Below are 22,941 nucleotides of genomic sequence, written 5' to 3'. Positions count from 1 at the left end.
TCAGCGGCGCGGCGAATCCATGCACGACCAGCCACGGCACACGATGACGTTGGGGCTCGCCACGCCGCCCTGCAACAGCACGCCGGGCGCACCGGACATCGTTAACGGGCGAATGGCCGGCTTGCCGTCGCCGAAGTCGAGCGGCGGATCGTCATGCGGCTGCGGCAAGGCGCTCACCAGCACGTAGCGCACCTGGAACAGCGGCGGCCGTGAGCGGGACGGCGCAGAGACCTCTGCCGGACTGCGCGAAGCATCCTGCGCGTACGGCTGGGCCATGGCCTGCGCGGCGGACGGCAGGCCCAGCGATGCGACAAGCACGCACAGGGACAGGGGCACGAGCAGTTTCATGGCGACCTCCTCCTCAGCTTCGTGAGTCACGATCGAACCCAAGAGCTTTCCCGGCCGCTGGTAATCCTCCCGGCGCGCTTCGGCGCAACCGCTGCGCCGGGTCGATGCAACGCCGTCACCGCCACGTCATGTCGACGCCATGCCCGCGCAACGCGCCGGACCGAAGCTGGGTCAAGCCAGCCAAGGTGTAGCCATGCGCATCGGCATCGTCAGCGAAACCTATCCCCCCGAGATCAACGGCGTCGCGCTGACCGTGCACAGCCTTGCCGCCGGACTCGCCGCGCAGGGCCACACGGTGGAAGTGATCCGCCCACGCCAGCCGCTGCCGTTCGTCGACGAGCCCGGCATGCTGCCGGTGCAGACCCGCGGCGTGGCCCTGCCCCGCTACCCGGGCCTGCGCTTCGGCCTGCCCAGCGGCCGCATGCTGCGCAAGCGCTGGAACCGCTTACGGCCGGACGCCATCTACGTGGCCACGGAAGGCCCACTGGGGTGGTCGGCCATGCGCACCGCGCAGCAGCTGGGCATCCCCGCGGCGACCGGCTTCCACACGCGCTTCGACACTTACGCCGCGCACTACGGCGTGGGCTTTCTCACCGAGGCGGTGCGCGGCTACCTGCGCCGCTTCCACAATCGCGGCGGCGCCACGCTGGTGCCCACCGACGCGCTCAAGCGCGAGCTGGGTGCGCTGGGCGTGAGCAATGCCCGCATCCTGCGCCGCGCGGTGGACACCGCACAGTTCCATCCGCGCCATCGCGACGTCGATTTACGCCAGCAGTGGGGCGCCGAAGGCCACGCGCCGGTGGTGCTCTACGTCGGGCGCATCGCGGCGGAGAAGAACCTTGATCTCGCCGTGCGCACCTTTCGTGCCGTGCAGCAGCAGGTGCCGAACGCGCGTTACGTGTGGGTGGGCGACGGCCCGGCGCGCGCGGCACTGCAGGCGGCGAACCCGGACTTCATCTTCGCCGGCATGCAGCGCGGCGAGTCGCTGGCGCGGCACGTGGCAAGCGCGGACGTGTTCCCGTTCCCCAGCCTCAGCGAGACCTTCGGCAACGTGATCCTCGAGGCGCTTGCCGCCGGCCTGCCGGTGGTGGCCTACCGCGAGGGCGCCGCACGCGAGCACATGGAGCATGGCAGCAACGGTTACGTGATCGAGTCCGGCGACGAGGCCGGCTTCATCGATGCCACTGTGACCCTTGCCGGCAACCCCAGCCTGATCCGCCACATGGGTCGCGCCGCCCACGCCAGCGTCGCGGCGCTGTCGCCGGAGTCGGTGATCCGCGATTTCGAATCCCTGCTGATGCAGCTCGCCCGGGAGAGCCACCATGTCCAGCCTGCCGCCGCTCGTGCCCACGCCTGAGTTCACCGGCCCGCGCTTCGCGATCGACCGCCGCATGTGCGTGGCCGCCAACCGCTGGGGCGCGCGACGCGCGGTGGGCGTGTTCTTCGGCGCCGTGAGCCGGCTGGGCGATGGCGTGTTCTGGTACACGCTGATGCTGTCGCTCGCGCTGTTCGACGGCCGGCGCGGCATGCTCGCCGCCGCACACATGGCGCTCACCGGCCTCACCGCGCTGGCGCTGTATCGGTTGCTCAAGCGCTGGACGAAACGACCGCGGCCGTTCCGCGTGTGCGCGGGGGTGATCGCCCACGTGCCGCCACTGGACGAGTTCAGCTTCCCCTCCGGCCACACCCTGCAGGCGGTGGGCTTCACCGTGGTGGCACTGGCCTGGTATCCGCTGCTGGCGCCGCTACTGCTGGGTTTCACCGCGCTGGTCGCTGCCTCGCGCGTGGTGCTGGGCCTGCACTATCCGAGCGACGTGCTTGCCGCCATCGGCATCGGCAGCGCGCTGGGTGCCATCGCGCTGTGGCTGATGCCCGCGGCGGCGATGGTGGGTTGAGCAGTTTCTGCGCACGCCGTGTGGATGTGTTGTGCGATCAGCACGATAGGGCATCTATCCACAGGCTTTTCCCGTCCGCCTCCACAGACGCTGTGGACAACGCGCGCCGCACTGGTCAGGAAGTAATCGCCGCGTAGCAAGTCACTGAGCGCAAAGCCGCAAAGCCGGCTTGTCCACAGGGTTCTCCGCAGGCCATGCACATCGGCTGTGGACAACGCGATGCCACAAACGACGAAGCCGCCGCATCGTTCGATGCGGCGGCTTCGTGAGGTACACCTGAGCGTGCGCGATCAGGCGGCGCGCGGCGCCTTCATCAGCAGGCCGAGCACATCGGCAAGCTTGTCGCGCATCTCGCGGCGGTCGACGATCATGTCGATCGCGCCATGCTCGAGCAGGAATTCCGAGCGCTGGAAGCCCTCAGGCAGCGTCTCGCGCACGGTCTGCTCGATCACGCGCGGACCGGCAAAGCCGATCAACGCCTTGGGCTCGCCCACATTGATGTCGCCGAGCATCGCGAGGCTGGCCGAGACGCCGCCGGTGGTCGGATTGGTCATCACGCTGATGTAGGGCACGCCGGCATCGCGCATGCGCGCCAACGCGGCCGAGGTCTTGGCCATCTGCATCAGCGAGAACAGCGACTCCTGCATGCGCGCCCCGCCGGTGGCGGAGAAGCACACCAGCGCACTGCGATCGGCCAGCGCCTTCTCGGCGGCGCGGGCGAACTTCTCGCCGACCACCGAGCCCATCGAGCCCCCCATGTAGGCGAACTCGAACGCCGCAGCCATCAGCGGCCGCCCCTTGAGCTTGCCGCTCATGGTGACCAGCGCGTCCTTCTCGCCGGTGGATTTCTGCGCGGCGACGACGCGGTCACGGTACTTCTTCGAGTCGCGGAACTTCAGCGGATCGGTGGGCTCGAGGTTGGCCCACAATTCCAGCGTGCTGTTCTCGTCGAACAGCGAGGCGAGGCGCTCGCGCGCACTGATGTAGTGGTGGTGACTGCACTTGGGGCAGACCATCAGGTTGCGCTCCAGCTCGGGGCGATACAGCACCGCGCCGCAACCGTTGCACTTTTCCCACACACCCTCGGGCACCTTGCCCTTGCCGGCGGCCGCGCCCTGCGTGCGCACCCGCGGAGTCATGATTTTCTGCAGCCAGTTCATCGCAACACCTCAACCGTTCCTGACCCGAAACGGTCAGGCGACCGTTTCAGTGTGCATCGAGCGCGGCGCGGATGGGGGTGAGGAAATCCTTCACCCGGGCGGCGATCTCGTCCGCCTGCCCCGCTCCGTCCAGCCGCTCCACCAGCGCGCTGCCGATCACCACCGCATCGGCAAACGCGGCTATCTCCTTCGCGCTTTGCGCATCGCGCACGCCGAAGCCGACGGCCACCGGCGCCTTGGCGTGGGCCCGGATATCCGCCACGCGGGCAGCGATATCGCGAGTGCTCAAGCGGCCCGCGCCGGTGATGCCGGCAAACGACACATAGTACAGGAAGCCCTCGGCGAACTCGCACAGCTGCGCCATACGCGCGGGTGCGGTGGTGGGCGCCGCCAGGCGGATCAATTGCAGCCCTGCTGCGCGCAACGGCTCCAGTACGGCCGCTTCCTCCAGCGGGCAGTCGACCAGCAGCACGCCATCGACGCCGGCCGCGGCGGCTTCGGCGGCAAAGCGCGCATAGCCGTGGATCTCCACCGGGTTGAGGTAACCCATCAGCACCAGCGGCGTGTCCGCATCGCGCTGGCGAAACTCCGCCACCCAGCGCAGCACGTCGGCCAGGCCCACGCCTCTGGCGATGGCCCGCTCGCTGGCGTGCTGGATCACCGGGCCGTCGGCCATCGGGTCGGAGAACGGCACGCCCAGCTCGATCAGGTCGGCGCCGGCCGCGACCAGCGCGTGCATCAGCGCCACGGTGTGCTCCGGCGCGGGATCACCGGCGGTGACGAACGGGATCAGGCCGGTGCGACCGGCGGTCTTGAGGGCGGCGAAACGTTTGTCGATGCGGGACATGAGGGCCAGGAGCGAGGAGTGAGTGAAGAGGAGTGAGGAGTGAGAGGTGGCAAGTCCAAAAGTATCGAGTGGTCCGGGGAACGGGAAGCAGGTCTCTCTCACTTCTCGCTCCTCTCCACTCACTCTTCGCTGTCACACCGTGACACCCTCGCGCGCGGCGATCGTGTGCACGTCCTTGTCGCCGCGGCCGGACAGGTTGCACAGCACCAGCCCATCTTTTGGAAGCTCGCGAGCGAGCTTCATGGCCTGGGCCACCGCGTGGCTGGATTCGAGTGCGGCGAGGATGCCCTCGCAACGCGCCAGCAGGTGAAATGCCTCCATCGCCTCGGCGTCGGTGACGCCGACATATTCGGCGCGCCCTTCGTCCTTGAGGAAGGCGTGCTCGGGGCCGACGCCGGGGTAATCGAGCCCGGCGGATACCGAATGCGTCTCGGCGATCTGACCGTTGTCGTCGCACAGCACGTAGGTGCGGTTGCCGTGCAGCACGCCGGGGCGACCGGCCGCCAGCGAAGCGGCATGCAACCCGCTGCCGATGCCCTCACCCGCCGCCTCGGCTCCCACGATGCGCACCTCGCGATCGTTGAGGAATTCGTGGAACAGGCCGATCGCGTTGGAGCCGCCGCCGACGCAGGCGGTGATCACATCCGGCAGGCGGCCGTACTCGGTGAGCATCTGCGCGCGCGCCTCGCGGCCGACGATGGCGTTGAAGTCGCGCACCATCATCGGATACGGATGCGGGCCGGCCACGGTGCCGATGATGTAGAAGGTGTCGGCCACGTTGGTGACCCAGTCGCGCATCGCCTCGTTGAGCGCGTCCTTCAGCGTCTTCGAGCCGGAGGTCACGGGAATCACTTCCGCTCCCAGCAGCTTCATGCGGTAGACGTTGATCTTCTGCCGCTCGATGTCGGTGGCGCCCATGTACACCACGCACTTCAGGCCCAGCCGCGCCGCGATGGTGGCGCTGGCCACGCCGTGCTGGCCGGCACCCGTCTCGGCAATGATGCGCGGCTTGCCCATGCGCTTGGCGACCAGCCCCTGACCCACGGTGTTGTTGATCTTGTGCGCGCCGGTGTGATTCAGATCCTCGCGCTTGAGGATGATGCGCGCACCGCCCACATGCTCCGACAGCCGCTCGGCGTGGTAGATCGGGCTGGGCCGACCCACGTAGTGGGTGAGGTCGCGATCCAGCTCGGCGAGGAATTCCGGATCGTGCCGCAGCCGCTCGTAGGCCTCGGTCAGCTCGGCCAGCGGCGCCATCAGGGTCTCGGCCACGTACTGGCCACCGAACTGGCCGAAGCGGCCGTGCGGATCGGGCCAGGCGTGGAAATCGGTCACCGGGGAGAGGGGGAGCGGCGTGGCCATGGCGGAAATCCTGTGCGAAAAACTGAGCGTGCGCGAACCCATGCCCGCGCCGAAAGCGAAGCATAGTCCGCGCAAGGCCGCATAAAAAGCGACAAGATTGAGCCAACATGTGAGTAAATATCACACATGACCGATCGCGAATTGCCCCCGTTGAATGCCCTGCGCGCCTTCGAGGCGGCCGCTCGCCACCAGAGCGTGAGCCGCGCCGCCGACGAGCTGCACGTCACCCACGGCGCGGTGAGCCGGCAGCTGCGCCTGCTTGAGGAAGCACTGGGTCGCCCGCTGTTCACCCGGCAGGGTCGCCAGCTCGCGCTCACCGAGGCCGGCGAGCAGTTGCGCGACGGCGCCGGTGCGGCGTTCGACCAACTGCGCGACGCCTGGGCCAGCGTGCGCCGCCCGGCGCAGGCGCCGTTCGTGCTCGGCTGCGCCGGCAGCGTGCTGGCGCGCTGGGTGATTCCCCGCCTGGACCGCCTTGGCCGCGACCTGCCGGAACTGAAGCTCCACCTCTCCGCCCAGGAGGAGCCATTGACGCCCGCACTGGGCGGCCTCGATGGTGCCCTGCTGATCGGCGCGCCGCCCTGGCCCGTGAACTGGCAAGTCAGCGTGCTTGCGCCGGAACGCATCGGCCCGGTGGTGAGCCCGCGCTATGCCGGCTGGTCGCGGCTGGCCGGGCAACCTGCCAACGCCCTGATCGACGAACCGGTGCTGCACACCGCCTCCCGCCCGCAGGCCTGGCGCGACTGGTCCGCAGCCGCCGGCCTGCCGACGCCGCCGCATACGCTGGGCCAGGGCTTTGCCCATCTGTACTACCTGCTGGAAGCGGCGCTGGCCGGTCTCGGCGTGGCAATCGCCCCCGAGCCGCTGGTCGCCGACGACCTGGCCAGCGGGCGGTTGGTGGCGCCGTGGGGTTTCCGCCAGACCTCGGCCAGCTGGGTGCTGGCCACGCCCGCGCGCGGCGCCGATCCGCGGGCGCCATCATTGGCCCGGTGGCTGGAACATGCGCTCGCCAGCGATGAGGCGGTCCGGTAGCGCGGCCATAGAACCCGCGGGGCGGGACGCTGAGGAACCTTGGCGAAGGGGGCCGCTACCGCGAAAGCGGGGCCCTGGGCATTGCGGGATGAAGCGGAAGGCCCCGGGGTCTCGATGTTGACCGGCAAAGGGCATCGCGGCTGAAGCCGCTCCTACAGGTAGCGCTTGATCGTCTCGCGCAAGGCCTCGGCCTGGGCCGGAGTGAGCGTGCCGAGCAAGCCGCGCTGCGCCGGCGGGATGTGCGCTGCCGGGTCGTTCTCGCCAAAGGCGTAGTGATCCAGCAGCGTGCGCCACGCCATGCGCTCCGCCGCGGGCAGCGAGCGGAACACGAGGATGGCATGCATCAGCGCGCCAAGCGCTGTGCCCGGCGCCACGCCGCCTGGCGGCACCGGCTTCCACCAGTAGTTCACCAGCGCATTGAGGCGCTCAAGCGACGCCACGTGATGCCACCACAGCGGCGGAATGTAGATGGCATCGCCGAGGTGCAGCTCGGCCTCGAACGCCGCGTCCAGCGCCTGGTGCAGGCGTGGGAAGCGCGGGTCGTCGGGGCGATCGAGCCGGGCCAGGCTGATCGCCGCGCCGGTCGGCGCGAAGTCCAGCGGACCGATATAGAGGTTCGCCACCTGCTCGGGCGCAAACAGCGTGAAGCGGCGGCGCCCGCCGATCACGCAGGCGACGTTGTGGAACTCGTCGAAATGCGCAGGCGTGGTGACGCGGTTGCCGATCCACAGCCGCGGCGCGATGGCCGGATCGAGCAGCGGCAGGCGGTGCGTGTCGACAAACGCCGGCAGGCAGGTCGCGATCGGCGCGCTCTGGATCGCCACGCCGCGCGGCCGCTCCTGGCGCGCCTCATGCGCCAGTCGGCGCAGGCCTTCCGTCACGCTGACGCGATAGTGGTCGTAGTTGAAGTCGCTCAGATCGGCGTTGTAGCCCACACAGCCGTCCTCTTCCGGCGCCATCACCAGCGCATCGACGTCTGCCCCACTGTCGAGACCGGCGAGCCCCCTGGCGAACTCGGTGCTGGAGCGGCGCGACCAAGCGACCGCGGGCCACGCATCCACCAGACCGCGCAGCACCAGCGGCCGACCCAGCGCCACCAGTTCGCGCATGGTGGGCCAGCCGTCCGCGGCGGTGCGCTCATCGATCGGCGCCGTCATCGGCGATTCCCTCGTGTCGAGTGCCGCATCATCGACGACTCAGGTGGCATCCGCCGCACGCACCGCAGCGATGAAGGCCGCCATGCGGTCGGCGTCCTTGATGCCCGGCGCGGACTCGATGCCGCTGGCCACGTCCACCGCCCACGGCCGCGCCGCGCGAATCGCTTCGCCGACATTGCCGGCGTGCAGGCCGCCGGCCAGCAGCAGCGGCTGCGCCAGGTCGGTCGGCATCAGCGACCAGTCGAAGGCCTTGCCGCTGCCGCCGGGCTCACCCAGGCCATGCCCATCCAGCAGCAGGCCAGCCGCACGCGGGTACTCGCGCAGGCGCGGCAGCGCCGCGGCGCCCTCGCCCATCGCGACGGCTTTCAGAAACGGACGGCCAAACTGCGCGCACCATGCGTCGCTCTCGGCGCCGTGGAACTGCAGCAGATCCGGCCGCACCTGCTCGATTACCGCGCGCACCGTCTCGGCGCTGTCGTCCATCAGCAGCGCCACGGTGGCGACGAAGGGCGGCATCGCCGCCACGATGGCGCGTGCCTGCGCCAGGTCGACGCGGCGCTTGCTGCGCGCCGTGATCACCACACCGATCGCGTCGGCGCCGAGTTCAGCGGCCAGCCGCGCGTCCTCGACGCGGGTCATGCCGCAGCACTTGATGCGGGTGCGGTTCACTGGCTGACCTCCGGCGGCAGACCCCAGCGCGCTTCGTAGCGTGGGCCGATGAAGGTGAGGCCGGACGACGGGGCGGTCGGGCCAGCCGCCTCGCGGTTGCGGCCGGCCAGCAGTTCGCCCATCCACTCCACCGGTTGCTCGCCGCGGCCGATCGGCAGCAGCGAACCGACGATGTTGCGCACCATGTGGTGCAGGAAGGCGTTTGCCTCGATCTCCACGATCACCTGCTCGTCCTCACGGCGTACCGACACGGCCAGCACCTCGCGGCGCGCGTGGGCGGCCTGGCAGGCGATCGCCCGGAACGCGGTGAAATCATGCTCGCCGACCAGCGCCTGTGCAGCGGCGTGCATGCGCCCGGCATCCAGCGGATGGCGCTCCCAGGTCACGTAGCGCGCGTCGAGTGCGGCGCGCACCGGGCGATTGAGGATGCGGTAGCAGTAGCGGCGACTGCGTGCCGAGAAGCGCGCATGGAAGTCGTCCACCACCGGCAACGCCCACAGCACCGCGACCGACGTGGGCAGGTTCGAGCATGCGCCCAGCACCCAGCCACGCGGCTCGCGCTGCACCTCGGTATCGAAATGCACCACCTGGCAGCGGCCGTGCACGCCGGCGTCGGTGCGTCCGGCACAGGTCACGTCGATCGGCGCGGCGGCCACGAAGGAGAGGGCTTTTTCCAGCGCGCCCTGCACGCTGTCGCGGTGGCTCAGACGCTGCCAGCCGGAGAAGTCGGTGCCGTCGTACTCGATGCCCAGGGCAATGCGCATGTAGGGATGCAGGTGCGTTCAGGACGGCGGCAGAGCATAGCAGCCGGCACAAAAAACCCGGGCCGGCACAGGGCCGGCCCGGGTTCGGGTCACACGCGAGGGATCGATCAGGCGATGCCGTCGAGCAGGCGACGCGCGGTATCGCGCTGCGGCTGGCTGCCTTCGGAGAGCACCTCCTCGAGCATGGCGCGGGCGCCGTCGGCGTCGCCCATGTCCAGGTAGGCGCGGGCCAGGTCGAGCTTGGTGTCGATCGGATCGTCGCTGAACTCGGTCGGCTCGTAATCCATGCCGCTGATGCCCGACTCCCAGCTGGGGATATCGCTGCCGGCCTCGGCCTGCGATGGCGTTTCAACCGCGGCATCGTGGGCGGTTGCGTCAGGCGAGAACGCATGCTCCGGCTCGTCATGCAGCTCTGCCTCGGCTTCAGCCTGGCGGGCCGCTTCCTGGCGCGGGGTCAGGTTGAAGTCGAAGTGGTACTCGCTGATCTTCGACGGACCGGACGGCATCGGCGGCGGCACCGGCGCCGCGACCGTCGCATCCGTGTCGTAATCGTCGAGGTTGAAGCCGCCCAGCGGAGCACGCTCGGCCTCCGGCACCGAGGTATCTACGCCGGCGAACAGCGGATGACCGGGCACCAGGTCCTCGCCCATCGCGGCCACGTCCTGCCACTCGGACTGCTGCGGATCGGAGATGTGGGCGTACATCGCCTCCGCAGCGGCCTCGAAATGCTCCACGTCGCGGCGGTGGTAGTACAGGCTCACCAGCTCCAGATGCAGGCTGATGTCGTCCGGGTGCTCGGCGAGCTGGTCGAGCAGCTCGTCCTGGTCCGGATCGGTGTCGCCCAGCGCCGGAACCGCGCCGAAGCGATCGGCCAGCGACGAGCCGGACGCCTTGGCCGGCGACTTGTTGCGGCGACCGCGCAGCATCAGCAGAAGCAGCAGGACGACGGCACCCGCACCTGCTGCCCATGCCCAGGTCTGCATGTACCAGGGCTCTTCGGCAGCGGCAGGCGCCGGCTTGGCGGCCGGCTTGACCGCTGCGGGCTTGGCGGCGGCCGGTTTGGCCGCTGCCGGCTGGCTGGCGGCGGCCGGAGCGGAAGCAATCGACGTCGACGCGACGGCCGGGGCCACCGCACCACCAGTCGCCGCGGTGGAAGCGGCAGCCGGCGCGGTCTTGGCGGCCACGCTGCCGGCGGGGGCCGGCGGCGTCTCGCTCGGCTTCTCCGCGGCGGCCGGAGCCGGCACCATCGGTGTCGCGGCGCTCTCGCCAGCAGGCGCAGCCTTGCGCGCCTCGGCGAGCTTGCGCTGAAGCTCGGCGATCTCGCTGTCCTTCAGCGACAGCAGACGCTCGTTCTTGCTGTTGATGTCTTCCAGATCCTTGAGCCGCGAGCGCAGTTCGGCACCCTGCTGCTGCAGCGTGGCGAGGCTTTCCTGGCTGCGCTGCAGGTCGCGGCGCACGTCGGCAGATCCCTTGCCAGCGCCGGCCGCGGCACTCTTGGCGCCTTCGCCGGAGGGCAACAACTCGAGGTGGTCGTCACGTTTGGAAGCCGGCGCCGTGGGCGAACTGGACGCCGTGGCGCGGGTGGCCGAATCGGCCACGTTAGTGGGCGTGCCTACCGCACCGGCGCGCCAGTCGCTGTTCTGCCGGCGCACTTCTTCCAGCGCCGCAGCCACCGTCATGGCGCGAGCCTCGTCGGCGGTGGGAACGCGCAGCACCGCACCGCTCTTGAGCGCGTTGATGTTGTCGCGATAGAACGCACCGGGGTTGGACTGCTTCAGCGCCAGCAGCGTCTGGTTGAGATCGGCGCCCGCCGGCTTGACCTGCTGAGCGATCGCCGACAGGGTCTGGCCGTTCTGCACCGTCACGCTGGAACCGGCGGCGGCCGACGGCGTCGCCGCAGCCGGAGCCGACGAAGCCACCGGCGCGCGCGGCGCGGGGGCAGGACGACGCGCCTGAGGGGCGGCTGCCGGAGCCGGTGCGGGCGGTGCCGCCGCCATGCCCGGCGGATCGAGCAGGATGGTGTACTCGCGCACGCTCTTGCCGGCGGCGTTGTCCACCTGCACGAGCAGGTCGAGGTACGGATCGTTGATCGCGTCGGTGCTCGTGATGCGGATCAGCTTGCTGCCGCCCGGGCCGTTCACGATCGAGAAACTCAGCGGGACGCGGGTACGGCCCTCGGTGATGCCGGCACGCAGGAAATCCTCGTCCGAGGCCAGGCGGGCGCTGAGATTGCGCAGGTCCGCGGGGCCCTCGGGAGTGACCGGAATCTCGGCGACCAGCGGCTGGCCCAAGGCAGACTTGACCCTTATCTGGCCCAGCTCCAGTGCCACTGCCTGGCTGCTCCCCAGTGCCAAGGCCAGCAGCATGGACAGTTTCAACGAACGATTCATCGTATTTCCCCCGGACGACCCGTGACGCTCCCCGACCCACCGCAAAACGCGGCGGCATCCCGAATAACGCGTCACTTTAGTTAGATGCCTGCCAATCAACAATAGGCGTGGCGAATACTTGCATGATATTGCTGCGCCCGCTTCTCACCGGCGCACACCGCTTATTGCCCCAGGTTTATTGCCCCGGGTTTTGCGCCTCCGTCCCGGCTTGCATAGACCGCAACTGCCGGCGCAGTTGCTCCAGCTTGCCGTCCTGCTCGCGCAGGCGCTCGTCCGCCTCGCGGCTGCGGCGCTCCTGCGCCGCCACGTCGCGCTGCAATTGCGTCACCTCGGTGCTGCTTCGCTGCACCGACTGCTGCAGCGCCGCCGGATCGCGATCCGGCGTCACCGTCCCGGGCGGGGACTCGCCACGGGCGGCCGCGGCCGCCCCCGTGGAAATCATCAGCCCGAACAGGGTTGTCAGCAGGGGCGTGCGCGGCATGGGGTCACCTTCAGAGATAGTCCTCGATCAGCAGCTCGGCAATCTGCACGGCATTGAGCGCCGCGCCCTTGCGGATGTTGTCGGCCACGATCCACAGATCCAGGCCGCGCTCGTGCGAGATGTCCTCGCGAATGCGGCCCACGAACACCGGGTCCTTGCCGGCGGCATCGCCCACCGGGGTCGGGTAGCCACCGGCCTTGCGCTCGTCCATCACCACCACGCCCGGCGCCTGCTCCAGCAGCGCGCGCGCCTGTTCGGCGGTGATCTTGTCGCGCGTCTCGATGTGCACCGCCTCGGCGTGGCCGTAGAACACCGGCACGCGCACGGCGGTGGGATTCACGGCGATGGAGTCGTCCTCGAGGATCTTGCGCGTCTCCCACACCATCTTCATTTCTTCCTTGGTGTAGCCGTTGGGCTGGAAGTCGTCGATGTGGGGAATGACGTTGAAGGCGATCTGCTTGGAGAACTTGGCCGGCTCCACGTCCTGGAAATTGAGCAGCGCGGCGGTCTGCTTGCCCAGTTCCTCCATGCCCGAGCGCCCGGCGCCGGACACCGACTGGTAAGTCGCCACGTTGATCCGCTCGATGCCTACCGCCCGGTGGATCGGCGCCAGCGCCACCAGCATCTGCATGGTCGAGCAGTTCGGGTTGGCGATGATGCCGCGCACGGTGTAGTCGGCGATGGCGTGCGGGTTCACCTCGCTCACCACCAGCGGGATGTCGTCCTGGTAGCGGTACTCGGAGGTGTTGTCGATCACCACCGCGCCGGCCGCCGCCGCGCGCGGAGCGTGCTCGCGGCTGACCGAGCCGCCGGCGGAGAAGAACGCGATGTCGACGCCGGTGAAGTCGTAGTCGGCGAGGTTCTGCACGGTCACTTTCTTGCCGGCGAACTCCACCTGCCCGCCCGCCGAGCGCTCGCTCGCCAGCGGCACCAGCTCGCTCACCGGGAATTCGCGTTCGGCCAGGATCGACAGCAGGGTTTCGCCCACCGCGCCCGTTGCGCCGACCATTGCCACTTTGTAGCTGCTCTTCTTGCTCATGATCCGTCTGTCTGTCAGGAAAATCGGAAAGGGCCGCCGGGCCATTGCCGTTCCCGCATCCGCGGGAATCTAGCCGGGGCGGAGCGCAACACAACCTGCGAACCGCGCGATCGTGAATCCGATCACGCTTTGTCCAAAACTCCCCGCGCATGAAGCACCTGCGGGTTGATCGGGGTGGGCGGATGGCCCGCCTGGGACCCAAGGCCCAGCCCGGCCAGCACATTGTCGACCGCCAGCTGCGCCATGTTGCGACGGGTATCGGCGCTGGCGCTGCCCATATGCGGGCTGAGCACCACTTGTTCGAGCTCCAGCAGCGCCGGATGCACGGCAGGCTCGTCCTCGTAAACGTCGAGCCCGGCCGCGGCCAGCTGCCCCGACACCAACGCGGTCGCCAGCGCCGCCTCGTCTACCAGCCCACCACGCGCGATGTTCACCAGCACGCTGCCGCGCTTCATCTGCGCCAGTTCGGCGGCGCCGATCACGTGATGGTTCTCGGGCGTATACGGCAGCACCAGCACCAGATGATCGGACTCGCGCAGCAAGGTGGCCTGATCCACCCAACGGGCGGCGCACTGGCGTTCGATGGACTCGGGCAACCGGCTGCGGTTGTGGTACAGCACGCGCATGTCGAAGCCGCTGGCGCGACGCGCCACCGCCTGACCGATGCGGCCCATGCCGAGGATGCCCAGCGTCTTGCCGTGCAGGTCCACGCCGAGCCAGTCGTCGAAGCGCATGGCGCCCGTCCAATGGCCGGCGCGCAGCCAGCGCTCGGCCGCACCGACGCGGCGCGCCGCGGCCAGCATCAGCGCCCAGGCGTAGTCGGCGGTGGTCTCGTTGAGCACGTCGGGCGTGTTGCAGGCGAGCACGCCGGCGCGGGTGAGCGCCTCGATGTCCAGGTTGTTGTAGCCGACGGCCAGGTTGGCGATCACCCGCAGCCGGCCATTGCCCGCCAGGGTGGCCGCATCAACGCGATCGGACAGGCTGACGATGGCCGCATCCACGCCGGCAAGCCGCTCGCGCAGTTGCTCGGGCGCGTGCACCCGCTCGATCGCCTCGGCATCCAGCGTGACGTGCTGATCCAGCCGCGCCAGCGCTTCGGCGAACAGCGGGCGTGACACCCACACTTTGTACCGCTTGGTCATTCCGGTTCCTGCAGGGGTGAGCCGATCGCGCGCGCCGATCAGGGAATCAGCGGCTGCACCGGCCCGACATCGCCGCATTGAGCACGATGGCGCAGTGCGTGATCCATCAGCACCAGCGCCAGCATCGCCTCGACGATCGGCGTGGCGCGGATGCCGACGCAGGGGTCGTGCCGCCCCTTGGTCACCACCTCCACCGGCTCGCCGGCGAGGTTCACGCTCTCACCCGGGATCAGGATGCTGGACGTGGGCTTGAACGCCACCGAGACCGTCACCGGCTGGCCGGAGCTGATGCCGCCGAGGATGCCACCGGCGTGATTGGACGTAAAGCCGTCCAAATGCATTTCATCGCGATGCTGCGTGCCGCGCTGGGCAACGGCGGCGAAACCGTCGCCGATCTCCACGCCCTTGACCGCGTTGATCGACATCATCGCGGCGGCGAGGTCGCCGTCGAGCTTGCCGTAGATCGGCTCGCCCCAGCCCGGCGGCACGCCGTCGGCGATCGCGTTGACGCGGGCGCCCACCGAATCGCCGGACTTGCGCAGCGCATCCATGTACCGCTCCAGCTCCGGCACCTGGTCGGCATCGGGCCAGAAGAACGGGTTCTGCTCGATTGCCTCGGCATCGAAGCGGGCCGGCACAAGCTCACCGAGCTGGGCCAGGTAGCCGCGCACCCGTACGCCGTGGCGCTCGGCCAGCCACTTCTTGGCGATGACGCCGGCGGCCACGCGCATGGTGGTCTCGCGCGCCGACGAACGGCCACCGCCGCGCGGATCGCGGATGCCGTACTTGTGCCAGTAGGTGTAGTCGGCGTGGCCGGGGCGGAAGGTCTCGACGATATCGCCGTAGTCCTTGCTGCGCTGGTCGGTGTTGCGGATCAGCAGGGCGATCGGCGTGCCGGTGGTGCGCCCTTCGTACACGCCGGAGAGGATCTCGATGGCGTCGTCCTCGCGCCGCTGCGAGGTATGCCGCGTGCGGCCGGTGGCGCGGCGGCCGAGATCGGCCTCGAACTCGTCCGCCGAGAGCGGCAGCCCAGGCGGGCAGCCGTCGATGACGCAGCCGATGGCCGGGCCGTGGCTTTCGCCAAAGGTAGTGACGGTGAAGAGCTTGCCGAAGGAGTTGCTGGACACGGGATCTACCGGAGCGACAGAGGCGCCGAAGCCGGACGACCCGGCCTCATGCTGCACTGCATCTTGCCACAGCCGCCCGCGTCCACGGGCGGCCGGCCCCGGTCAGCGACGCGCCTGTGCGACGGCGCGGATCGCCTTGGTGTGCTCGACCAGATCGCGGCGCTCGAGCGCGAACACGCCCATCGCGCCGACCTTGAACTCGATCCACACGAACGGCACCTCCGGCAGCAGCGCGTTGAGCGCCCGCTCGCTCTCGCCCACCTCGACGATCAGCAGGCCGTCTTCGGTGAGGTAATCGGCCGCCTCGTCGAGCATGCGCAGGCACAGGTCCAGGCCGTCCTCGCCCGAGGTCAGGCCCAGCTTGGGCTCGTGGCGGTACTCGCCCGGCATCGCCGCGTACTCGTCCTCGGTGACGTAAGGCGGGTTCGACACGATCAGGTCGTAGCGACGACCCTGCACGCCGGCGAACAGGTCGGACTCGATCGCCTCGACGCGGTCCTCGACGTGCTGGAAGACGACGTTCTCGCGGGCCAGCGACAGCGCCTCGGGGCTGATGTCGACGATGTCGACCTGCCAGTCCGGGTTGTACTCGGCCATGGCGATGCCGATGCAGCCCGAGCCGGTGCACACGTCCAGCGCGCGCTCCACGTGGCGATGATCGAGCCACGGCGCAAAGCCCGATTCGATCAGCTCGGCGATCGGCGAGCGCGGCACCAGCGCGCGGCGGTCGCTCTTGAACTTCAGCCCGGCAAACCAGGTTTCGCCCACCAGATAGGCCACCGGCACGCGTTCGCTGATGCGGCGCTCGATCAGCCCGAGAACGCGCTCGCGCTCCTCGGCCACCAGCTTGCCGGCACCGTAGGCCGGCGGCAGGTCCGGCGGCAGGTGCAGCGCAGCGAGTATCAGATGCGTCGCTTCGTCGATCGGGTTGTCGTGGCTGTGGCCAAACGTCAGCCCGGCGGCCGAGAAGCGGCTGGCGCCGTAGCGGATGAAGTCGATGATGGTGGACAGTTCGGCGGTCACGGCGACACCCGAAGCGGAAAGGCCGGCAAGTATAGCTATGAGAGAAGTGAGTGAAGAGGAGTGAGGAGTGAGAGAAGAGCATGGCTTGCGGCAAGTCGCCGCCTCTCACTCCTCACTCCTCTCCACTCACTCCTCGCTCTTATACTGGCCCGATGAATTTCAAAGTCTTCCTGCAATACATCCTTCCGCACCGCGCGCTGTCGCGGGTGGTGTACTGGGCCACGCGCTGGACGTTTGCGCCGTGGAAGAACTGGTTGATCGGCACCATCGTGCGCAACTACCAGGTCGACATGGCCGAGGCGGCGCAGCCGGACCCGCGCGCCTACGAACACTTCAATGCTTTCTTCACCCGCGTGCTGAAGCCGGACGCGCGGCGGCCGGACCCCGACCCCAACGCCCTGCTCTGCCCGGCCGACGGACGCATCAGCCAGGCCGGCGCCATCGTGGACGGCCGCATCTTCCAGGCCAAGGGGCAGTCCTACACCGCCGCCGAGCTGCTGGGCGACGAGGCCGCCGCCGCGCCCTATCGGAATGGTCGGTTCGCCACCGTCTACCTGTCGCCGCGCGACTATCACCGCGTGCATATGCCGCTGACCGGCACGCTGATAGAAACCGTGCACGTGCCCGGGCGCATCTTCAGCGTGGCGCCGTTCGCGGTGGAGGCTATCCCCCGCCTGTTCGCCCGCAACGAGCGGCTGGTCTGCCACTTCGAGGGCGAGCACGGGCCGTTCGCCGTGGTGATGGTGGGGGCCGTGCTGGTGTCTTCCGTGTCCACCGTCTGGGATGGGCTGGTCATACCGCCCTACGCCGCCGGCATCCGCCGCAAGTCGTTTGCCGGCCGCGACATCCGGCTGGAGCGGTTTGCCGAGATGGGCCGCTTCAACATGGGCTCCACGGTGATCCTGCTGCTGCCGCCCGGCAGCGCCGAGCTGGATCCTTTGGCATCCCAGCAGGCGGTGAAGGTGGGCCAGCGGCTCGGGAAAAAGTGACGTAATACGTCACTTGATGCACAGAGCCTCTGCCGCTTGACGGCATCTTGTGACGCCATTGGTGCAAATGTGCCCATGGCTCGGGTAAGCTCCGGTTCAGCGCGACATCCGGTCGCCCTATCGAGCCCGAGACCGCCATGCGCCTGCTGACCCAGCTCATCGCCATCAACCGCGCCCGCCAGCTCGGCCGCCAGCTGCGCGAGATCCAGCGCAGCATCGATGCACTCTCGCGCCAGAATCGAAGCCGGCTCGGCACGCTGGCGCTGCGCGAGATCGGCCAGGCGACCCGCTGCGACTTCCCGCACCTGTACGGCACGCCGCCGGAAGAGCGCTATCTGCCGTGGGGCCAGGGCACCGAGATCGGCTACACCCGAGCGCGCTCGGAGAACGTCGAGGTCGCCATCCGCGGCATCGCGCTGTGGCTGGCCGTGGCCTATCACGAGACCAAGGACGCCCGCCAGGGCGGCCTGCAGACCGTCTATCGCCAGCTCATGCGCCTGCTGCGCGAGCTGAAGGAAACCCGCCGCGAGGGTGATACCAGCGAGAGCTGGATGAACGCCTCGGCCGCCGCCTGATCTCGCACCACCGGGCTGCCCATCGGCAGCCCGCTCCGCATCCGCCAGCTTAGCGGCAACCCGGCACCGTCAGCACCTGCCCAACCCGGATCTGATGCCGGCGCAGATGGTTGACCTCGGCCACCTCGCGCACGCTGGAGCACCGCAGCTTGTTCACGATGCTGATCAACGTATCGCCCGGGCGTACCCGGTAACGGCGTGTTCGCCCTGACGAAACCGCCGGTGCTGCCGTCGGAGCTGCCGCCTCCGGCTTGGGCACCACCGCGTTGTGCAGGTCGGCGGCGAGGATCGGCCACGGACCATCGACGCAACGCGACGCGTACGCCGATTCCAGCGCCTTGGGCAGGTAAAGCGTGGCGCCCATCGGCTGCTGCATCTCCGGATCGAGGCGGGGGTTGAGGTTGCGCAGGGTGCGGAACCAGCCCTCCGGCATGTCGCCCGCATTGCCCAGGCAGACGGTGAGTTCGGAGATCGAGGCGGCGCGCTTGAGCGTCACCTGACCGGGCCGACCATCCACCTTCGGGAAGCGCAGGTTGTAGCTCTGCGGATGCAGGAACAGCCAGGCCGCCGCCAGCACCGCCGGCACGTAGTCGCGGGTCTCCTGCGACAGCTCGTCGTACACCGACGGATCGTAGAAGCTCACCTGCGGACGATCCCCGGCCAGCCGCCGCATGCGCCCTTCGCCGCCGTTGTAGGCCGCCAGCGAGAGTTCGAGGTTGTTGTTGAACACGCGCAGCTGCTCGTTGAGGTACTGCGCATTGGCGCGGGCCGCGTCGGCCGGATCGAAGCGCGTATCGAAGCCACTGTCGCTGCCCAGCCCGAAGCGTACGCCGGTGGCATACATGAACTGCAGCGGCCCGGCGGCGCCCGAACGCGAGACCGCGTGCACCTTGCCGCCGGACTCCTTGGCCATGATGCCGAACAGCACGGCCTCGGGCAGATCGGCTTTCTCGTACTGCGGCCACATCTCGAAACGCATGTACTGATAGTTGACCCAGGCATCCATCAGGTTCGGACGCCACTGGGTCAGCCACATCTCGAGCGCCGCCTTCACCGGCCCGTTCATCGCGATCAGTTCGGACAGCTTCTGCCCGTGCAGCAGGGTGACGCTGCGCTGCGCCTCGGGCAGCCCCGCCGCACCGACCGCCTGCCCCTCGGGCGAGGTCGACTCGCCGGCCGTCTCCAGTCCCTCGTCGCCGATCGCGCTGCCGTCTTTCAGCCGCAGCAGGCGATCGAACACCGCATAGAACCGCTGCGGCTCGCAGCCGGGCGTGCTGTCGCACTGCGCCGACGCCTTCTTCAGCTGATCGAGCGCGGCCGTCAGGGCTTTCTGCGAGGCCTGGTCATCCCCTTCGCGCGCCAGCCGCAAGGCGTTCTCGTAGCCCCGGCTGGCCGTATCGAGCTGGCCGTACAAGGCATTGAGCGAGGGAGATGACGGTGCCTTGCCTGGTGCACTGGCGCATCCGGCCAGCAGGGTAACGACAGCGAGGAAAAGCGAACGGTGCAGCGGCAAACGCACGGACATGAGGTACTTCGGCTGGGGCTAAACAACCACCATAGCCGCGCGCGGCAGCGGACTCAATGAATCGCCCGGGCGATGGTTAGAATCGACCCCTTGCCAAGGAGTGACCCGCCATGAGCCAGATCCTGATCGGCCGCAACGATTCCACCAGCGTCAGCCTCGACCCGCGCTACGGCAACCGCCACGGCATGATCGCCGGCGCCACCGGCACCGGAAAATCGGTCTCGCTGATGGTGCTGGCCGAGGGCTTTTCGCGGCTCGGTGTGCCGTGCTTCCTGGCCGATGCCAAGGGCGACCTCGCCGGATTGGCGATGGCCGCCGGTGAACCGGGCGACAAGCTCAAGGCGCGGCTCGACAAGCTCAAGCTCACCGACTGGAAGCCGCAGGCCAATCCGGTGGTGTTCTGGGATCTCTACGGCAAGCTCGGCCACCCGGTGCGCGCCACCATCAGCGAGATGGGCCCCACCCTGCTCGGCCGCGTGCTGGAGCTCAACGACACCCAGCAGGGCGTGCTCGAAGTGGTGTTCAAGGTGGCCGACGACGAAGGCCTGTTGCTGCTCGACCTGGCCGACCTGCGCAGCATGCTGTCCTCGGCCAGCGAGAACGCCAAGGCGATCTCGGCCCAGTACGGCCTGATCAGCCCGCAGAGCATCGCCGCGATCCAGCGCTCCCTGCTGAAGCTCGAGCAGGACGGCGCGGACCAGTTCTTCGGCGAGCCGGCGCTCGACCTGGTCGACCTGATGCGCCAGGACATGAGCGGTCGCGGCGTCATCAACGTGCTGGCCGCCGACCAGCTGATCATGAAGCCCAAGCTGTACTCCACCTTCCTGCTGTGGCTGCTGTCGGAACTGTTCGAACAGCTGCCGGAAGTGGGCGACCTGGACCAGCCCAAGCTGGTGTTCTTCTTCGACGAGGCGCACCTGCTGTTCGACGACTGCCCGCCCGCGCTGCGCCAGCGCGTGGAGCAGGTGGTGCGGCTGATCCGCTCCAAGGGCGTAGGCGTGTACTTCTGCTCGCAGAACCCCGACGACGTGCCGGGCGAGATCCTCGGCCAGCTCGGCAACCGCGTGCAGCACGCGCTGCGCGCCTTCACCCCGCGCGACCAGAAGGCCGTGAAGGCGGCGGCGGAAACCTTCGTCGCCAATCCCAGGCTCGACGTGGTCGAGGCGATCACCCAGCTCGGCGTGGGCGAGGCGCTGGCCTCCACGCTCGGCGACGGCGGCGTGCCCGCACCGGTGCAGCAGGTGCTGGTGACCACGCCGTGCTGCCGCATCGGCGCGATCACCGAGGCCGAGCGCAGCACCGTGCGCATGCGTTCGCCGGTAGGCGGCAAGTACGACACCACGGTCAACCGCGAATCCGCCGCCGAGAAACTCGCCGCCCGCGCACAGGAGAAAGCCGCCGACGCGGAAAAGGTCGCCACCAGCGCGCCCGCCACCGCCGGCACGCCCGGCTCGGCCTGGGGCGGCGCCGTGCACGACGCGCTGTTCGGCACCAAGCGCCGTCAGGGCATGATCGAGGCGCTGGGCAAGTCGGCCGTGCGCACGGTGGGCAACCAGCTAGGCCGGCAGATCCTGCGCGGCGTGCTGGGCGGCATTTTCGGCGGCAAGCGTTGAAGCCTGCCCACGTCCGCATCCGGGCGGTCGACCCGGACACGCCGTTCGGTGAGCGCTTCGCCACGGGCCTCAGCTATCCGCTGCGCGGCGCCGCCCTGCCCACTCTGGTCGGCTTGGCATTGGTCCACTACGTGGGCCTGCTGCCGCTGTTCCTGGGCACCGCCGGCAGCCTGCTGGTGTGGGGCGCCACCTGGCGCTACGCGGCCGAGTGCATGCTGCACACCGCCAACGGCTTCGCCGATCCACCCGATGTCGGCCTGGGCGACAGCGATCGCGCTGCGTGGGGCCTCACGGTGGTGCACATGTTGGCGGCCACGTTCTGCGTGGCGATGACGTTCTATTCGCCCGCACTGTTCGGACCGGCCCTGCTGGCCGTGGCGCTGGCGCTGCCGGCGATCGACATGGCGCTGGCCTTCGACGGCAACCTGCTGCTGGCGCTGAACCCGGGACACTGGGGCGAAATCATCCGGCGCTTCGGCTGGAGTTACCTGGTGCCGGTGGGCATCAACCTGGCGGTGGGCGTGCTGGCGCTGCTGGCCACGCTGATCACCGCGCGGCTGCCGCGACTGTTCTCGCTGCCCCTGTTCGGCTTCGCCTACACCTACCTGATCGTGCTCGGCTTCCATCTCATGGGGGCAATGATCCACCGCCGCCACGAACACTTCGGCCTCACGCCGGAGGCCGAGGTGCTGGCCGAGGCACTGGGCGGCAACGACGACCAGCGCCTGCTCGACCACGCCAGGGAACTGGCTGCGCACGACCCGATGGCCGCAACCCGCCTGCTGGTGCCGCGACTGCAGGATCGTGAAGCGCCAGCCGAACTGCACCAGGCCTACCGCGACCTGCTGCGCCGGCAGAACCTGCGTGACGCGCTGCTGGTGCACGGGCAGATCCGCATCGCCGCCTTGGTGGCGAACGATGAACCGCGCAGGGCGCTGGCGATGCTGCAGGACTGCGTCGCGATCGATCCGGATTTCCTCCCCGACGATCCCGGCAACGCCGGCGCACTTATCGAACTGGCCGCGCGCAGCGGGATGCGCCGCACCGCGCTGAAACTCTGCCGCGGCTGGCTGGCCAGCTGGCCGCGCGACGGTCGCGCGCCCGCGGTGGCCCTGATCGCCGCCCGCGAGCTGGAGGCGGAAGGCAAGCCGGTGGAAGCCAGCGTACTGCTCGGTCGCGTGGCATCCACCTGGGCCGACCATCCACAGCACGGCGAACTGCTCGCGCGCATCCGCCAGCTGCAGCCGGGAACCCGCGCATGAGCCGCTGGCGTCCGCCCTCGCCGTCGTCGACGGCCATCATCACGCGCGCCGGCTTCGAGCGACTGAAGGCCGAGCTCGACCACCTGTGGCACACCCTGCGCCCGGAGGTCGTCAAGGCGCTCGCCGCCGCGGCGGCCGAAGGCGACCGCTCGGAAAACGCCGAGTACACCTACCGCAAGAAGCAGCTTGGCGAGATCGACCGCCGCGTGCGCTACCTCAGCAAGCGCATCCCCGCGCTGAAGGTGGCCGAAGGCACGCCATCGGACCGCGACGCGGTGTTCTTCGGTGCGCAGATCGAGCTGGAAAACCTCGCCACCGGCGAGGCCCTCCACTACCGCATCGTCGGCCCGGACGAGACCGATGCGAAGCTGGGCTGGATCAGCATCGACTCGCCGCTCGCCCGCGCGGTGCTGAAGAAGCGGGTGGACGACGAGTTTTCCGCCGCGCTGCCCGGCGGCGAGACCCGCTTCGCCGTTGTCGCCGTGCGCTACGACGGCGACCCCGCCGACTGAAGGCCCCATCGGCCACGGAACGAGCCGATGGA

Annotated in this window: 22 protein-coding genes; 8 read left to right on the top strand and 14 right to left on the bottom strand. The window is 69.2% G+C overall.

What is annotated here, in order from left to right; all coding sequences use genetic code 11:
• The gene (locus tag ISP17_RS14770; protein ID WP_404634512.1) at positions 1-348 is read right to left on the bottom strand and encodes a hypothetical protein; all 348 of its coding nucleotides are present in this window, start codon (positions 346-348) and stop codon (positions 1-3) included.
• Positions 349-541: 193 nt separating this feature from the next.
• Between ISP17_RS14770 and ISP17_RS14765 the strand changes: the two genes are divergently transcribed.
• Positions 542-1,705 (top strand): glycosyltransferase family 4 protein, encoded by a 1,164-nt coding sequence (locus ISP17_RS14765; protein ID WP_404634510.1) that lies wholly within the window; start codon positions 542-544, stop codon positions 1,703-1,705.
• Positions 1,671-2,243, top strand: coding sequence for a phosphatase PAP2 family protein (locus tag ISP17_RS14760; RefSeq protein WP_404634508.1), 573 nt, complete (start codon positions 1,671-1,673; stop codon positions 2,241-2,243). The genes ISP17_RS14765 and ISP17_RS14760 overlap by 35 nt, the downstream gene beginning before the upstream one ends.
• A 290-nt stretch (positions 2,244-2,533) precedes the next feature.
• On the opposite strand, the gene accD is transcribed toward ISP17_RS14760, so the two are convergent.
• The 3 genes from accD to trpB form a co-directional block, all read right to left on the bottom strand.
• A complete protein-coding gene (gene accD, locus ISP17_RS14755; protein WP_404634506.1) occupies positions 2,534-3,403 on the bottom strand; it encodes an acetyl-CoA carboxylase, carboxyltransferase subunit beta in 870 nt (289 codons plus the stop codon).
• A 46-nt stretch (positions 3,404-3,449) separates the two neighbouring features.
• Positions 3,450-4,250 (bottom strand): tryptophan synthase subunit alpha, encoded by an 801-nt coding sequence (gene trpA / locus ISP17_RS14750; protein ID WP_404634504.1) that lies wholly within the window; start codon positions 4,248-4,250, stop codon positions 3,450-3,452.
• Between the two features lie 132 nt (positions 4,251-4,382).
• Positions 4,383-5,612, bottom strand: coding sequence for a tryptophan synthase subunit beta (gene trpB / locus ISP17_RS14745; protein WP_404634502.1), 1,230 nt, complete (start codon positions 5,610-5,612; stop codon positions 4,383-4,385).
• A 126-nt stretch (positions 5,613-5,738) separates the two neighbouring features.
• On the opposite strand from trpB, the gene ISP17_RS14740 reads away from it, so the two are divergent.
• A complete protein-coding gene (locus ISP17_RS14740; protein ID WP_404634500.1) occupies positions 5,739-6,641 on the top strand; it encodes a LysR family transcriptional regulator in 903 nt (300 codons plus the stop codon).
• Positions 6,642-6,793: 152 nt separating this feature from the next.
• On the opposite strand, the gene ISP17_RS14735 is transcribed toward ISP17_RS14740, so the two are convergent.
• From ISP17_RS14735 to prmB, 9 genes are all read right to left on the bottom strand, one after another.
• A complete protein-coding gene (locus tag ISP17_RS14735) occupies positions 6,794-7,798 on the bottom strand; it encodes a cupin-like domain-containing protein (RefSeq protein ID WP_404634498.1) in 1,005 nt (334 codons plus the stop codon).
• A gap of 39 nt (positions 7,799-7,837) precedes the next feature.
• Entirely contained in the window at positions 7,838-8,467 is a 630-nt protein-coding gene (locus ISP17_RS14730; RefSeq protein WP_404634496.1) for a phosphoribosylanthranilate isomerase, read from the bottom strand.
• Entirely contained in the window at positions 8,464-9,231 is a 768-nt protein-coding gene (gene truA, locus ISP17_RS14725) for a tRNA pseudouridine(38-40) synthase TruA (protein ID WP_404634494.1), read from the bottom strand. The genes ISP17_RS14730 and truA overlap by 4 nt, the downstream gene beginning before the upstream one ends.
• A 107-nt stretch (positions 9,232-9,338) precedes the next feature.
• Complete coding sequence (locus ISP17_RS14720) at positions 9,339-11,621, bottom strand: FimV/HubP family polar landmark protein (protein WP_404634492.1); 2,283 nt, start codon at positions 11,619-11,621, stop codon at positions 9,339-9,341.
• A gap of 175 nt (positions 11,622-11,796) precedes the next feature.
• Positions 11,797-12,102: a hypothetical protein gene (locus tag ISP17_RS14715; RefSeq protein WP_404634490.1), complete on the bottom strand. Its 306-nt coding sequence runs from the start codon at positions 12,100-12,102 to the stop codon at positions 11,797-11,799.
• Between the two features lie 10 nt (positions 12,103-12,112).
• The gene (locus ISP17_RS14710; protein ID WP_404634488.1) at positions 12,113-13,141 is read right to left on the bottom strand and encodes an aspartate-semialdehyde dehydrogenase; all 1,029 of its coding nucleotides are present in this window, start codon (positions 13,139-13,141) and stop codon (positions 12,113-12,115) included.
• 122 nt (positions 13,142-13,263) lie between these two features.
• Positions 13,264-14,283, bottom strand: a complete 1,020-nt coding sequence (locus ISP17_RS14705; RefSeq protein ID WP_404634486.1) for a 2-hydroxyacid dehydrogenase — start codon at positions 14,281-14,283, stop codon at positions 13,264-13,266.
• A gap of 38 nt (positions 14,284-14,321) precedes the next feature.
• Positions 14,322-15,410, bottom strand: a complete 1,089-nt coding sequence (gene aroC / locus ISP17_RS14700) for a chorismate synthase (RefSeq protein ID WP_404634484.1) — start codon at positions 15,408-15,410, stop codon at positions 14,322-14,324.
• 102 nt (positions 15,411-15,512) lie between these two features.
• Entirely contained in the window at positions 15,513-16,433 is a 921-nt protein-coding gene (prmB, locus tag ISP17_RS14695) for a 50S ribosomal protein L3 N(5)-glutamine methyltransferase (RefSeq protein ID WP_404634482.1), read from the bottom strand.
• Positions 16,434-16,585: 152 nt separating this feature from the next.
• Here prmB and asd point away from each other — a divergent pair, with 152 nt between their 5' ends.
• Positions 16,586-17,422 (top strand): archaetidylserine decarboxylase, encoded by an 837-nt coding sequence (asd, locus tag ISP17_RS14690; RefSeq protein WP_404634480.1) that lies wholly within the window; start codon positions 16,586-16,588, stop codon positions 17,420-17,422.
• A 137-nt stretch (positions 17,423-17,559) separates the two neighbouring features.
• On the top strand, positions 17,560-17,997 hold the full coding sequence (locus ISP17_RS14685) for a hypothetical protein (RefSeq protein ID WP_404634478.1): 438 nt from the start codon (positions 17,560-17,562) through the stop codon (positions 17,995-17,997).
• A gap of 49 nt (positions 17,998-18,046) precedes the next feature.
• Here ISP17_RS14685 and ISP17_RS14680 read toward each other — a convergent pair whose 3' ends face one another.
• On the bottom strand, positions 18,047-19,522 hold the full coding sequence (locus tag ISP17_RS14680) for a transglycosylase SLT domain-containing protein (protein WP_404634476.1): 1,476 nt from the start codon (positions 19,520-19,522) through the stop codon (positions 18,047-18,049).
• A 110-nt stretch (positions 19,523-19,632) separates the two neighbouring features.
• On the opposite strand from ISP17_RS14680, the gene ISP17_RS14675 reads away from it, so the two are divergent.
• Genes ISP17_RS14675 through greB form a run of 3 tightly spaced genes read left to right on the top strand, consistent with a single transcriptional unit; the run spans position 19,633 to position 22,909 of the window.
• Positions 19,633-21,135 (top strand): helicase HerA-like domain-containing protein, encoded by a 1,503-nt coding sequence (locus ISP17_RS14675; RefSeq protein ID WP_404634474.1) that lies wholly within the window; start codon positions 19,633-19,635, stop codon positions 21,133-21,135.
• Positions 21,132-22,397 carry a hypothetical protein gene (locus tag ISP17_RS14670; RefSeq protein WP_404634472.1) on the top strand — a complete coding sequence of 422 codons (1,266 nt, stop codon included), beginning with the start codon at positions 21,132-21,134 and terminating at the stop codon, positions 22,395-22,397. Before ISP17_RS14675 ends, ISP17_RS14670 begins: the two co-directional genes overlap by 4 nt.
• Positions 22,394-22,909: a transcription elongation factor GreB gene (gene greB / locus ISP17_RS14665; protein WP_404634470.1), complete on the top strand. Its 516-nt coding sequence runs from the start codon at positions 22,394-22,396 to the stop codon at positions 22,907-22,909. The genes ISP17_RS14670 and greB overlap by 4 nt, the downstream gene beginning before the upstream one ends.
• Positions 22,910-22,941: the final 32 nt, after the last annotated feature.

The organism is Dyella ginsengisoli (assembly GCF_044904665.1).
GTDB lineage: Bacteria > Pseudomonadota > Gammaproteobacteria > Xanthomonadales > Rhodanobacteraceae > Dyella_A > Dyella_A ginsengisoli.
The sequence above is the reverse complement of the archived record's forward strand: the minus strand, read 5'-3'. Positions and strand labels throughout refer to the sequence as shown.

Excerpts from the sequence above, each read along its gene's own strand:
- ISP17_RS14770 (WP_404634512.1), bottom strand. The coding sequence starts at position 348 with ATGAAACTGCTCGTGCCCCTGTCCCTGTGCGTGCTTGTCGCATCGCTG.
- ISP17_RS14765 (WP_404634510.1), top strand. The coding sequence starts at position 542 with ATGCGCATCGGCATCGTCAGCGAAACCTATCCCCCCGAGATCAACGGC.
- ISP17_RS14760 (WP_404634508.1), top strand. The coding sequence starts at position 1,671 with ATGTCCAGCCTGCCGCCGCTCGTGCCCACGCCTGAGTTCACCGGCCCG.
- accD (WP_404634506.1), bottom strand. The coding sequence starts at position 3,403 with ATGAACTGGCTGCAGAAAATCATGACTCCGCGGGTGCGCACGCAGGGC.
- trpA (WP_404634504.1), bottom strand. The coding sequence starts at position 4,250 with ATGTCCCGCATCGACAAACGTTTCGCCGCCCTCAAGACCGCCGGTCGC.
- trpB (WP_404634502.1), bottom strand. The coding sequence starts at position 5,612 with ATGGCCACGCCGCTCCCCCTCTCCCCGGTGACCGATTTCCACGCCTGG.
- ISP17_RS14740 (WP_404634500.1), top strand. The coding sequence starts at position 5,739 with ATGACCGATCGCGAATTGCCCCCGTTGAATGCCCTGCGCGCCTTCGAG.
- ISP17_RS14735 (WP_404634498.1), bottom strand. The coding sequence starts at position 7,798 with ATGACGGCGCCGATCGATGAGCGCACCGCCGCGGACGGCTGGCCCACC.
- truA (WP_404634494.1), bottom strand. The coding sequence starts at position 9,231 with ATGCGCATTGCCCTGGGCATCGAGTACGACGGCACCGACTTCTCCGGC.
- ISP17_RS14720 (WP_404634492.1), bottom strand. The coding sequence starts at position 11,621 with ATGAATCGTTCGTTGAAACTGTCCATGCTGCTGGCCTTGGCACTGGGG.
- ISP17_RS14715 (WP_404634490.1), bottom strand. The coding sequence starts at position 12,102 with ATGCCGCGCACGCCCCTGCTGACAACCCTGTTCGGGCTGATGATTTCC.
- ISP17_RS14710 (WP_404634488.1), bottom strand. The coding sequence starts at position 13,141 with ATGAGCAAGAAGAGCAGCTACAAAGTGGCAATGGTCGGCGCAACGGGC.
- ISP17_RS14705 (WP_404634486.1), bottom strand. The coding sequence starts at position 14,283 with ATGACCAAGCGGTACAAAGTGTGGGTGTCACGCCCGCTGTTCGCCGAA.
- asd (WP_404634480.1), top strand. The coding sequence starts at position 16,586 with ATGAATTTCAAAGTCTTCCTGCAATACATCCTTCCGCACCGCGCGCTG.
- ISP17_RS14685 (WP_404634478.1), top strand. The coding sequence starts at position 17,560 with ATGCGCCTGCTGACCCAGCTCATCGCCATCAACCGCGCCCGCCAGCTC.
- ISP17_RS14680 (WP_404634476.1), bottom strand. The coding sequence starts at position 19,522 with ATGTCCGTGCGTTTGCCGCTGCACCGTTCGCTTTTCCTCGCTGTCGTT.
- ISP17_RS14675 (WP_404634474.1), top strand. The coding sequence starts at position 19,633 with ATGAGCCAGATCCTGATCGGCCGCAACGATTCCACCAGCGTCAGCCTC.
- greB (WP_404634470.1), top strand. The coding sequence starts at position 22,394 with ATGAGCCGCTGGCGTCCGCCCTCGCCGTCGTCGACGGCCATCATCACG.